10 protein-coding genes, 1 tRNA gene and 1 riboswitch are annotated in these 12,416 nt (G+C 32.5%); of the genes, 2 read left to right on the top strand and 9 right to left on the bottom strand.

The window, feature by feature from the left end:
- Nucleotides 1-74 precede the first annotated feature (74 nt).
- On the bottom strand, nt 75-1,019 hold the full coding sequence (locus BN4220_RS02475) for a DUF1848 domain-containing protein (protein WP_066713122.1): 945 nt from the start codon (nt 1,017-1,019) through the stop codon (nt 75-77).
- A gap of 308 nt (nt 1,020-1,327) precedes the next feature.
- On the opposite strand from BN4220_RS02475, the gene BN4220_RS02480 reads away from it, so the two are divergent.
- Nucleotides 1,328-1,855: a GNAT family N-acetyltransferase gene (locus BN4220_RS02480; RefSeq protein ID WP_066713124.1), complete on the top strand. Its 528-nt coding sequence runs from the start codon at nt 1,328-1,330 to the stop codon at nt 1,853-1,855.
- Nucleotides 1,856-1,931: 76 nt separating this feature from the next.
- Here BN4220_RS02480 and BN4220_RS02485 read toward each other — a convergent pair whose 3' ends face one another.
- The 5 genes from BN4220_RS02485 to BN4220_RS02510 form a co-directional block, all read right to left on the bottom strand.
- A complete protein-coding gene (locus tag BN4220_RS02485) occupies nt 1,932-2,123 on the bottom strand; it encodes a hypothetical protein (protein ID WP_066713992.1) in 192 nt (63 codons plus the stop codon).
- 149 nt (nt 2,124-2,272) lie between these two features.
- The gene (locus BN4220_RS02490; RefSeq protein ID WP_066713126.1) at nt 2,273-3,295 is read right to left on the bottom strand and encodes an SPFH domain-containing protein; all 1,023 of its coding nucleotides are present in this window, start codon (nt 3,293-3,295) and stop codon (nt 2,273-2,275) included.
- Nucleotides 3,296-3,509: 214 nt separating this feature from the next.
- Complete coding sequence (locus BN4220_RS02495) at nt 3,510-3,956, bottom strand: GNAT family N-acetyltransferase (RefSeq protein ID WP_066713129.1); 447 nt, start codon at nt 3,954-3,956, stop codon at nt 3,510-3,512.
- A 162-nt stretch (nt 3,957-4,118) separates the two neighbouring features.
- The gene (gene ltrA, locus BN4220_RS02500; protein WP_066713136.1) at nt 4,119-5,531 is read right to left on the bottom strand and encodes a group II intron reverse transcriptase/maturase; all 1,413 of its coding nucleotides are present in this window, start codon (nt 5,529-5,531) and stop codon (nt 4,119-4,121) included.
- Nucleotides 5,532-6,043: 512 nt separating this feature from the next.
- Nucleotides 6,044-7,567: a hypothetical protein gene (locus BN4220_RS02510; RefSeq protein WP_066713142.1), complete on the bottom strand. Its 1,524-nt coding sequence runs from the start codon at nt 7,565-7,567 to the stop codon at nt 6,044-6,046.
- A 253-nt stretch (nt 7,568-7,820) separates the two neighbouring features.
- Between BN4220_RS02510 and BN4220_RS02515 the strand changes: the two genes are divergently transcribed.
- Nucleotides 7,821-8,000 (top strand): hypothetical protein, encoded by a 180-nt coding sequence (locus BN4220_RS02515; protein ID WP_066713144.1) that lies wholly within the window; start codon nt 7,821-7,823, stop codon nt 7,998-8,000.
- A 122-nt stretch (nt 8,001-8,122) separates the two neighbouring features.
- Here the strand turns inward: BN4220_RS02515 and BN4220_RS02520 are convergent, their stop codons facing one another.
- The 3 genes from BN4220_RS02520 to BN4220_RS02530 all read right to left on the bottom strand — a co-directional run bounded on the left by BN4220_RS02520 (nt 8,123) and on the right by BN4220_RS02530 (nt 12,157).
- The gene (locus BN4220_RS02520; protein ID WP_066713146.1) at nt 8,123-10,090 is read right to left on the bottom strand and encodes a GGDEF domain-containing protein; all 1,968 of its coding nucleotides are present in this window, start codon (nt 10,088-10,090) and stop codon (nt 8,123-8,125) included.
- A gap of 149 nt (nt 10,091-10,239) precedes the next feature.
- Nucleotides 10,240-11,430 (bottom strand): IS256 family transposase, encoded by a 1,191-nt coding sequence (locus BN4220_RS02525; protein WP_066713149.1) that lies wholly within the window; start codon nt 11,428-11,430, stop codon nt 10,240-10,242.
- 364 nt (nt 11,431-11,794) lie between these two features.
- A riboswitch (cyclic di-GMP riboswitch) is annotated at nt 11,795-11,880 on the bottom strand.
- A gap of 192 nt (nt 11,881-12,072) precedes the next feature.
- Nucleotides 12,073-12,157 (bottom strand) — tRNA-Leu (locus tag BN4220_RS02530).
- Nucleotides 12,158-12,416: the final 259 nt, after the last annotated feature.

Consider the following 12,416-nt stretch of genomic DNA (forward strand, 5'->3'; position numbering starts at 1 on the left):
TCAGAGTTTTGATTATCCATGTAATACAAGGTTATCTTACCTTCTCTTATGAAGATGTATATTTCTTTGATAAGTTAAATTTTATCAAACAAACTTAATTGCTCTACTCTAAAGGATTTCACCTTTCTCTCAAAAACTTGATCACCTTCATTTACATTACTACAAAGTAGAGGTGAATTTATATCATATATTTGATTATTTTCTTTTACCTTTAAATCATTTACATTCGCATAACAATAACAGCATCCATTGTTACAAGTGTCATATGCTCCAATATCAATACTCTCCACACATCCACATTCCAACCGTTGATTTCCATCTTTACGAATATCTAATTTACATCCTAAAATTCGCTGGATTAATTTATCATCAATACACTTAGCATGTCCAATTTGAAACTCATTTAACTCAATCTTTTCTGCACAAGTTTCGATTGCTAAGTGATTTCTCTGTGCTATTTCAGAAAAAGACTTTGCGATTTCTTTCATATCATTAATTGTTAATTCTCTAATGTTTAAATGTTTCGTATTGCGTAATGTCTTTGTATAAAAATCCATAAAACTAAAGATAACTTTTTCGGTATACGGACTTAATTTTTCAGTAATCTCCCCAAATGCCTTCTTATGATAGTCTACGGTATATGTTTCATTAATAAAAATGGGGTCGTATCTTAAGATTACCTTCTCGCGCCCAATAAGTTTTGACAATCCAATAAATGTAGATATCAACTCTTCTCGTTTGGAAGGTAAATTTGGTTCAACATCCTTCCCATAACCGGTTAATGTAAACTGAAAATAGAACGGATAATCCTTTAATTTCTTTAATTTAGGTATCATATTTTTAGGATTTTTTGTCCAAAATACAATGCAATCCACAAGCTCTTTCTTTAAGCTCACCTTACTAATCTGATGCGGATTCATAGGATTTCTTACATATACAAATCCTTCTTCCATCCTTTTAATAAACCAATCGGAATAATAGTTTGGTATATCTGTTCTTCTGCTTGCACTTATAATCATAATAACCTCAATCTTTATAATTCACTTAGAAATATGATGATTTAAACCATATGCAAATTTATAAACTCAAAAATATTATCTTAATATCTTCAATATAACAATAAGGCGTCTAGCTATTTTTCATATTATTTTATTATTATAGCCACTCCTATATTTTATCTACTAGTTAAAAATATAGCTTTATTATAACATGGTAATTCTCTATAAGGATATATTCTTTCCATTATTTTATAATTATTTAAAATTATATAGTAACTTCTTTCTTTTTGTTTTATTATATATAAAATTAATACGATGGGAGGACTTTTGTGAATACACCTATACTAGAAACAACACGATTAATCCTAAGACCATTTTGCTTGGAAGATGCAAAGGATGTATATGAATGCTGGGAAAGTGATCCAGATGTAGCTAAATATATGCTATGGACCAGCCACAACGAAATTAGCAAAACAATTGCATGGGTTGAAAAAGAAATTTCTAAAATTGAATCTAATGATTGGTATCGATGGGCTTTTGTATTAAAAGAAACCCAAGAACTTCTTGGAACTGGTATTATCTATTTTGAGGAAGAATATCAGAATTTTGAAATTGCTTATAACTTAGGTAAAAAAGCATGGGGTTTTGGCTATACAACGGAAGCCATGAGTGAAATCCTGCGTTTTGCAATAGAAATATTAGGAATACCTGAAATAATAGGTAGACATGCAGGGGAAAATCCTGCCTCTGGGAATATATTAAAAAAGCTAGGCTTTTCCTATGTAAAGGATATCCCCTATGAATGCAATTGTGGTACGAATATTTACGAAGGGAAAGAATATATTTTAAAGTTTTGATGTAAATAAAATTAAATTAAAAATATATAAATAGCTCCAATTGCTAGAACATATCTCTAACAATTGAAGCAACTTATTACTTATTTTTTCTTTGGCGAACACATTCGGCTAGCAAATATTCTATCTGTCCATTGATAGAACGAAAATCATCTTCCGCCCAAGATGCTAACTCATTCCAAAGACTTGGTGAGAGCCGTAGAAGAACTTGTTTTTTTGACTTTTCTTTTTCTTTCAGGGCTTTTTCTCTTTTTGCTACCTCTTTTTCCATTTCCTTAATGCTTTCGAGTCTAGCCTTAAGTTTTTCTTCCTTAGCAATAATATTATCTTCCATCTTATACCTACGCCTTTCAATTTTGGACCTTAAAGACAAAGCGGATATTCTAACTATTAACTAGTAACTATTAAAGACAAATACTCCTAATAAATCGATCCACTATTAACAATTGGCTGGGCATCCTTATTCCCACATAAAACTACAAGTAAATTACTTACCATAGCCGCTTTTCTTTCCTCATCTAAAACAACAATTTCTTCTTCACCTAGTTGGTCAATTGCCATCTTAACCATACTAACTGCACCTTCCACAATTTTTTGACGAGCTGCTATAATGGCAACTGCTTGTTGTCTTTGAAGCATTGCTGCTGCAATTTCTTCGGCATATGATAAATGAGTTATTCTAACTTCTTTTATTTCAAGACCTGCTTCTTTTACGCGTTGTTGCAATTCTTGTCTCATACTTTCAGCGATTTCCTGACTACTACCACGAAGTGTCTTTTCATCTGCATCATCTTCCATCGTATCATAAGGATATAATCTTGCGATATTACGAATTGTCGAATCACATTGAATTGATAAAAATGTCTTATAATTATCTACGCTAAATACAGCCTTTGTAGGATCAGCTACTCTCCAAATTACAACTGCTGCAATAATAATTGGATTCCCTAGCACATCGTTTACTTTTTGCTTCTCGTTATCAAGGGTTAATGTCTTAGTGGATATTTTCTTACCTGACATCGAAGGAATACTTGCACCTGCGGAAGTTCCTGAAGTTCCTGTTGCAATATTAATATTCGCTACTTGACCTCTAACTGGATTTATCGCGCTTGCAAATGGATTTGTAAAATAAAATCCCTCTTTTTTAATTGTACCATAATACTTACCAAACAAGGTCAGAACTAATGCTTCGTTAGGATTTAGTATATGGAATCCACTTGGTGTAAAACACAATCCAATAAATAAAACAATGCCAAAGGTCAATAAAGTACCACCCACTACTGAATTTCCCGAATCAATATTTATTATACCTAAAACAAAAGTTACAATAGATAGTACAAATCCCGCCACTACAAGTAAAAGTATAATTCCTCCACCCATTGGCCTAATTTCTTTTTCTTCAATTACATTAACTTTACTAATGCTTTCTTCCTGATGACTCATAAATGTTTCCTCCATTGGATTATATTATAATGATATCATTTTGATATCATTATAATAACAGTTCTTTGATTTGTCAACTAATATTTTCCAACAAAAATGCTGCCATAAAAATTTACAGCAGCAATTTTGGTTTGTTATCAAGATAAAACTTTTAATTTCAGTACATATCGATAGTTTTTCATAGAAATTCTTTTAATATTATTTATACTCTCTTCTACTTTTTCATGACATAGTTTGTAAGCCTTTGTCCAAAACGTTCTACTTGTTGCTCCTTGATAACACGATAGCCTCTTCTTTCAAAGAAAGGTTTTGCTGTAATTGACGCATGGGTTGTAAAATTGTTATTATCACATTGTTCTTCAAGAACGTTGCAAATTGCAGTTGCTATGCCTTGCTTTTGAAAATCTTTATGAACATAAAGGCGGTCAAGATATCCCGATTTATCCATATCGCCAAAACCAACAATGATATCATTTTCTATTGCCACAACAGTATAATGTTCTAAAAACGAAGTGTTCCATGCATCCATATCAATATTACCCGTCGCCCATGCATCTAATTGCTCTTTCGAGTAATCTTTCGCATTTACAGTATGAACTGTATCAAAGAATAATTGAGTGATCGCTTCACAATCCTTTTCCTGATATTTTCTTATTTCCATCTTAATTACCTCAACAAATTTCGTTTGATTTTTATCATCTCGCATTTATTTTAACTAATGCAAAACCGCATATATCAATCGAGTAGGAGGAAATTCATTAATTGAATTTCCGTCCTCTCACACCACCGTACGTACCGTTCGGTATACGGCGGTTCAATAAGATTACCTTATTTGCGAATATCTTTCACTAAGTGTTATAAAACCTTGTTCTCTAATATATTTATTGGTAAGAGTTGAATTTAAGATTGGGCTATTGGAGATTCTCCAGTAGCCTTTCCTTGTATTCGCATGTTCCCATGCTTTCCAATTCTCTACCCCTAGTTTAACTAAGTTATCATGTTTCGTTTTAATCTTTTTCCACTGTTTCCAGTAACAAAGACGTAAACGTCTTCTTAGCCACTCATCAAGTTCTCGTAAAGTACCTTTCATATCTGCTAGTTTGAAGTAACTTATCCAGCCAACAATTAATTGTTTTAGTTTAATAGCTCTGAGTTCCATACTCATTGCATTACTTCTTCCAGTGATACTCTTAAGTTTTCCTTTTAACTTCTTAACAGAAACTTGATGTACTCTTATTCCCATTTCACCTTTCTTATTGTAAAAGGTATATCCTAGATATTTTAGTTTCCATGGTCGGTCTACCTTACTTTTCTCTTTGTTAACTTTAAGCTTCAAGTCCTTTTCTATAAACTCCGTGATACTTTTCATAACTCGCTCTGCTGATTTCTTTGATTTCACGTATACATTGCAATCATCTGCATAACGGCAGAACTTAAGTCCTCTTCGTTCTAATTCCATATCTAGTTCATGCAACATGATATTACTTAATAGTGGAGATAAGTTCCCACCTTGAGGCACCCCTTCTACAGTAGCACTTACTAATCCCTTTTCCATCACTCCTGCATTTAGATACTTCCTTATCAGTCCGATTACTCGTATATCCTTGACTTCTTTATAAATCAGCCCAATTAACCTATCGTGGTTGACAGTATCAAAGTACTTTTCTAAATCTATATCTACCGCCCATTTATAGCCTTCATCCATGTATTCTTTACATTTTAGAATTGCTTGATGCGCGTTTCGATTTGGTCTAAATCCATAACTATTCTCTGAAAATTTCTTCTCAAAGATTGGCGTTAGTACTTGTGATACTGCCTGTTGTATCACTCGGTCTACTACAGTTGGTATCCCTAATGGTCTTGTTTTCCCGTTATCCTTTGGTATCTCTACCCTTCTTACGGGATTCGGTTTATAACTTCCATCTGCTATGGATTGCTTAAGCTCTTCGCCATGACTTCTTAGATATGGTAGAAGTTCATCTACTCCCATCTTGTCGATTCCATGACTTCCTTTATTCTTCTTTACACGTTTAAAGGCTTCATTTAGATTTTCATTACTAATGATTTTCTCTAGCAATCCATAGTGATATTCTCTTCGGGCGTTCTGTCTGTTATCCGACGTCATAGAAATGCTCGGCGCCTTTGCATAGCTTTCGAGTTCCACTCTATCCTTTTGCAAATGACCTGATTCTGTATTCAGTTGTCTGCTGTCATCACATTTCTTTGTTTCTTTCAAACTTTCAAAACCTCCTATTGTTCAGTCCTTCCCAAAGGTCGTCGACTACCTCCGGTACTATGACCTCTGCTGACTTCTTAGTGTTCAGCCATACATCACTGCATGGGTTGTCATTTCAGAGTTCACTTCCATGACGTATCACTAAGACCTCCCCAGGTAAGAACGCAATCTTCCTCTCCATCTATCTGCCACATTTACATTAATTAATTTCGAGTAGTTATTGGACTTCGATTTGTATAGCAATCTTATCCTTAATTAATGCCTTGTATGTGATTTCTGTTCGTCAGACCAGAGATTTGCCCACGGACTTCCTTCAGATTCGCCCTCACGAACGACACCCTTGTCTTGGGCTATACACTTGCCACTACTAGGCTGTGTTAGGGACTTTAACCCATTAGATTGCGCCCATGCTGGGCACACTATAGAGAGGTTAAGGGAGCTTAACACTCCCTTAACCTCTCATTGACTAAATAATTCGACATTATAAATGCTTACTATATATTAGTCTAAGTTTAATTATAACTACCATAATCATAATTGAACAGTTTAAAATTATATTTAACCGAGCTGGAACCTCCTCTTTTATAGACTTTTATATAATAGGTTCCTTTCTTGAATGTTTTTCCAAACCAAGTACTATAATTCCCTTCGTTACTATCCAACTCCTCACTGTATTTAAACTTTACATTACCACTTGAATCTAAAACTTCAAAATCAAACGCTCCGTCAAGACTATATTCCATATATAATTGTACATAATGATCTGAATTTAGGGTAAATTTATACCAGTCAACCTTAGAAGTTTTATCTGCACTAGTCAAATAACCTTTTCCTACAGTTTCTTGAACCTTCATAACTCTAGCCTTTTCTTTACTTTTTCCAGCATTCGACTCTACGTTAAGGAAAAAGCTTTCTAGTTGATATACATTGCTAGAGGCAGTTACCTGTATATAATAAGTCCCTGCCGGCACGGTATAAACTTTTTGTATCTCCCCAAATTCAGTGCCATCCTCTGTCAGTTTGTTATAGAGCTTACTACTTTTCGATATTACCTTCTTATTTTTATCCAGTAAACTAAATGTTGCCATTCCTCCCTCGGAATTATCAAGAGGATTCACATTAACTACCAATATACATGTTGATTTTGTCGTTATCATATATAATATTTTTTGATTTGCCTTATCTTGATACGCAATCGTCGTTTTACCTTCCGATATAACTCTATTATTACCATTTAGATCATACAATTTAATAAAAAATGCAGTTTCTCCCATAGACTCATTGCTGTCCATAGTAAACTTAATATAATAGGTACCCTTACCAGATAATGTTCGCACATAATCTACAAATTCATCTCTTTCTTTCAGTACAAAGCTTTTTCCAACAGGTATCTTACATTCTTTATCTTTATATATCGTACCTTCTATGGAATTAAATCCATAATCTTTTACTCCCATAGAAATATATATTCCACCACCGTTTTTTACGGTGAAAGGAATAACCAAATCCATATCGGCATCACCAAACTTAAGTACTTCATATCCCTTTTTCGTAAATCCTTTTAGAGAAGTAATACTATTCACCTTTAACTTTGCTATATTAACTGGTATGGTAGGTAGTAATTCCACTTTTAGATTTACCCATAAAGCAGTATCTGTTAAATCCCCCATTTCATTTGTTAACTTATAGCTGATATAATATTTACCCCTACTTAATGCTATCTCCGCATCAGTAACAGGACTGTCCGATTTTATATCTGTAAATTCCTTAATTTTTTCTGAGGATTCAGAATAACCCTTCTGAATTGTGATTGTTAAGCTACCCGGAACGCTATCTCGCTCCTTTACATCAATATTAATTTTAACTTTTCCATCTTTAGGCATTTCAAATTCAAAAATAGTACTCTTTGTAGAGCTGTCCATAGTAAATCCCGAGGACGCAATCTCCGATGCAGCTTGAGCACTGGTCTGTGCCAGCAACATAACTCCAATTAGTATCATAATACTAAATATAAATCTCATTAAGTTCTTTTTCATTTAAACCCTCCCCATAACATACTAAAATTTTGAAATATTATTCAGATTATACCATTTTATACATTTATTTTCAATTTTATTGATAAGAATAAATACGAGCATTTTTTACCATTTATTTTCATTCTACTTAATGGTAGCTTAGTAATATTTCTTTTGTATACTTGCGATCCCTACGGTTAATACTATATTTAAATTATCTAAGGATATTCTAGGATTTAGTATACTCATTAATTTTAATAAGGAGAATATATATATGAACAACATGAATCCAACTACTAGCAATAAGAAAAAAGCAGGAAAAGGAAATGGGAATTCCGTTATTAACAATCGTGAATCCGGGTCAAATGCAAGTAATTATGTTAGCGGCGACTCTACCCCAACATCATATGGGCATAAATTTAATTCAGAAAGTAATGCTAAAAATACAAAATAAAAAAAGGCGTGGACATAAAATCCACGCTATTTTTATACTTTAAAACTTCATTCACCTTACTCTTCCATATGACTATTATGAATTAAGCAATTTTCACTACTATCCTAGGTTCTATAAATACACTAATATTTCTTATTACTAATATTATAATCATTGATATAAAATCCGTCTTTTCCATACTTCTTCGCAACATATAATGCAACATCTGCGCTCTTATACAAGTCTTCATAATTACTAGAAACTTTATCTACATATGCTACTCCAATACTTGTTGAAAGCTTATAACGTTTATAATAATCTTTTAATTCTCTTCGAATAATTTGTAGTATAGACTCGATCTTAACAGTTATCTCATGCACAGTCATGTTCATATCTATAAAAACCGCAAATTCATCTCCGCCCATCCTTGCAACAATATCATTTTTTCTAAAGCAGGATCTCAAACAATTTGCAAATTTCTTAAGTACTTTATCTCCTTCTGGATGTCCAAGTGTATCATTGATTGTTTTAAAATTGTCCAAATCAAAGATAATCATAATCCCTTTTCCAGGAGAGTTTTCCAATGCTTTTTTTACTTTCTTTTCTAGACCTGCTCTATTAGCCAACTTAGTTAATGGGTCAGTTTCAGACTCTTCTTGTTTTTCCTGAAGTTTTTCTTGGAGGTCTTGCTGAATTCTCATCTTCTGTTCTACATCCTTGGTTTTATCAAGGATCATTCCATAAAATTCATCTTTAAAATGATATGAAGCAATACTTATAAATCTATCATTTACCCGAATTATATTATCTTCACTATCAGCAGAAGAAGTTAATGTATTTATATACTTTTCAAATTGTTCCGGTGAATTTTTCATTTGATTCCATATATCATCCTCTACACCTAAAATATCCTTAATATTATCAGAGAAAAAACACTGATTAATTGAATATAGACATTCAAATATTGCAGCCTGACTATTAATAGCATTAATGATTCGTGTCATTCTTTGAGCTCTAGATTTATAACTATCTTTCCAGTCATTCAATATTTCACATATTTTCTTAAACTCTGTATTATGTATCGTCTCAAATGTAATGTCATAATTTCCATCTATCAAAATTTTAATGTTAGACGCAATGGAATAAAGATCTTTTAATATGTATTTTTTTAAATAGTACATTAGCATCATCCATATACATGCAATTATCACCAAAAAAGCGCTAAGAAAAGCAACAAATTGTATTAACACGGTTCTATATACTAAATCCATTTGTGCATAAGCACATAAAATCTTATTCCCCAAATCTTTAGTTTTTAAATATTTCATAGAACCATTAATCCTAATAAGCTTACCATCTTTGCCACTATCCAGCACAGATATGAACGCTTCCTTTGTATTTACATTTTCTAAATGCAAGTCGCGTTCATTATTTTTTGTCATTCCTTCTACTTCTCCACTGCTTCTATCTACTACGAATACTGCCATTTCATATAAACTTGGCGTAGCATCCACAATTGATCCAATCGTGCTAGCTTTTAATAAAACTCGTAACTTACTGGAATCGATTTCTATTTGTACAACAGAATATTTTTCTGAGCTTGATTTTATTCCTATATATATCGGATCCTCTTGTTCCAATATCGTATCGGTATCAAGAGTCACTACATTTGCATTTGAATCCTTATTCTCAATCAGCTCCCAAAAAGGAAAGTCTTCATGATAATCCTTGAAATTTAAACCGACATATTCCTCCTCACTACTAAAAACTATGTTTCCTTCATCATCTATGAGGTTGATTGACTCCAATTCCATCAGCTGTTCTATTTTTTTTAGTTTTGAAATAGTATAACTCTGATTAATATCTTGATTTAAAATAAAGTCGACTGCGTATGCCCTATTTAAATAATCATTTTGAAACAGTATTTTTTTCTCTTCTACCTCTAACTTACTAGTATCGTATGTACTCTCGACTTGCTCAATGATCTCTTCTAAATCTTGTATTACCGCTTTGCTTTGTATTGAAAAAATTATCCCCAAAGACAAAACAGACACTATACCAGCTATAATGCTCAATCCAATGACTATTTGTTTAAATAATATTTTCTTCATATTTACCTCCATTTCTAAGCGAATACATCTATTTTCGCAACATATATAATCAAGAATTGTTATGTCTTAGAAGGAATACATTATTATTTGTTAACAATATAGTTTCATTCGTCATTATATGGTAGTGTCAATAATTTTGTGTAAATAGTTTATGCGTACCTTTCGGTAAACATATCCTGAAGTTTATCTGATGAACAAGCAAAGCCTCTAAGCTTTCTTGTAGACCATGATTCATTATAAGAAATCACTTTATAATAAACGAGTTTACTACATGCGTCTTCTGTGGGTAGTGCATCCTTAGTTTTTACAAGACGACGTACTTCTTTATTAAAGCGCTCGATCCAATTCGTTGTATAGATGGATTTTCGCATAGAAACAGGGTATTTATAGTATGTGAATAAGTCCTCGTCATTTAACCAGGATTCCACTACACGTTTATAAGATTTACTCCATTTAACAGCAAATTCGTCTAAAGCTGCTCTACACTGCTCTAGGTTTGGAGATTCGTATACAACTTTTAAATCAGCTGTAAAATCGTTGATATCTTTCTTACGAACACTACGAATTGCATTACGAACTTTATGGACAATACATCGTTGAATATCCGCTTTTGGATATACTCTATGAACAGCATCGTCAAGTCCAGAGAGACCGTCCATGACGAAGAGGAGAACTTCATCTACGCCTCGTTCTTTTATCTGGCGAAGATTATCCTCCCAAACATAAGCGCTTTCATTTACACCGATAAAGAAGTCTAATACTTCACGGTATCCATCTTCATCGACACCTAAAATGAAGTAAACGGCGTCACTTGATACTGTATCTCTTCTTAATTTAAGATGTAAAGCATCAATATAAATGACACTGTACCTCTTCTTTAGAGGACGCTTATGCCACTGTTCAATTTCTTCAAGAGCAACATCAGTGATATTACTTACTGTAGCCGCACTATAAGAATTTCCATAAAGTTTTTCAATGATGTTAGCAATTTCACGTGTAGATACTCCACTTGCATACATGCGGATGATCATGGTTTCTAGCCAATCATCTCTTCTTGCATATGGTGGAATGAGTTGTTGTTCAAACTCATTATTACGGTCACGAGGAATTTTAAGATTCTCAATCAGACCGTATTTGGTTTCATAATTACGGGTATAGTATCCGTTGCGTGAATTGCCAGTACCATGTCCTTCGTAGCTATATTTACTGTACTGGAGAATGTTAGTGAGTTCTTCCTTCATCAAGGTTTCCATGGTTTGTTTTAATAGACCAAGAATATACTCTTCAAAAAAAGAGTTTAAGTCTAGATTTTCTTTTTGATTTTTGTTATTATTAGTCATAGGGAAGTCCTTCTTTCTTGGTTATGTTTTTCTTCGTCGTTAAACATTTTACCATGTCAGATGGAACTTCTCTATTTTTATTTACACAAAATATTTTACACTATCCATTATATGCTACACCGTATTATCTTAAATTTAATACATGCCTAAGCTGTTACTAAATTCATTTAAACTATATAATTGCATTTGAATAACAAAAAAACTACACTATTTGAGCAGTATCAAAAAACCTGTACTTCGGATAACTCCTTAAGGTACTTTCTTTTGATACAGTCATATAATGTAGTTTAATAACTGTTCTTTACTAAAGTGTGTGAATTTTCTACACAAAAAAAGTACACTAAAAGTGTACGCAAAATATGAATATAATAACTGGCTACCATATCTATTCAGATGAAGGCCCTATAGCTTTGCGTACATCCCTTTTCAAGGAGTTTGCCTTTATATTTATATAATAATTTTATATATAATTTATTTCATTGTCAATTGTCAAAATAAACAAAATACTCATTCAATATATCTAATAAGTCTGTTTCTTTATTGTTTCTCATCTAATATTCTCTCATTTTAAATACTATATATATTTACAAAAAAATAAGAGCTTCAAAGTTTATAAAACTCTGAAACTCCTATTCTAATTACTGCAGTCGACGGGACTTGAACCCGTACCCAGTCAACCCGGACTAGATCCTTAGTCTAGCGCGTATGCCAATTCCGCCACGACTGCAAAAAACCTATTAAATTAGGCAATCTAATCATATATGAACTAGATATTTTGCCAATTTCTTCGCTAGATATTATCTTACGAACGAACATTATTATAACAGGTATATTAATAAATTGCAATACTTAATTTATTTTTTTGTTCATCCATAATATACAAATTATAATGTCGTACTTAATATATAAAAACAAGTATCAAAAAATATCAGCTATTTAATTATTTAATCAATACAACTTACATTTAAGTGTTAATATCCCCTGCT

The sequence above is a fragment of the Clostridium sp. Marseille-P299 genome (genome assembly GCF_900078195.1).
In the GTDB taxonomy this organism is placed as follows: Bacteria; Bacillota; Clostridia; order Lachnospirales; family Lachnospiraceae; genus Lachnoclostridium.

Bases quoted from the DNA above. Each gene is read 5' to 3' on its own strand.
- BN4220_RS02475 (WP_066713122.1), bottom strand. From the start codon at position 1,019: ATGATTATAAGTGCAAGCAGAAGAACAGATATACCAAACTATTATTCC.
- BN4220_RS02485 (WP_066713992.1), bottom strand. From the start codon at position 2,123: ATGGAAAAAGAGGTAGCAAAAAGAGAAAAAGCCCTGAAAGAAAAAGAA.
- BN4220_RS02490 (WP_066713126.1), bottom strand. From the start codon at position 3,295: ATGAGTCATCAGGAAGAAAGCATTAGTAAAGTTAATGTAATTGAAGAA.
- BN4220_RS02495 (WP_066713129.1), bottom strand. From the start codon at position 3,956: ATGGAAATAAGAAAATATCAGGAAAAGGATTGTGAAGCGATCACTCAA.
- BN4220_RS02510 (WP_066713142.1), bottom strand. From the start codon at position 7,567: ATGAAAAAGAACTTAATGAGATTTATATTTAGTATTATGATACTAATT.
- BN4220_RS02515 (WP_066713144.1), top strand. From the start codon at position 7,821: ATGAACAACATGAATCCAACTACTAGCAATAAGAAAAAAGCAGGAAAA.
- BN4220_RS02520 (WP_066713146.1), bottom strand. From the start codon at position 10,090: ATGAAGAAAATATTATTTAAACAAATAGTCATTGGATTGAGCATTATA.
- BN4220_RS02525 (WP_066713149.1), bottom strand. From the start codon at position 11,430: ATGACTAATAATAACAAAAATCAAAAAGAAAATCTAGACTTAAACTCT.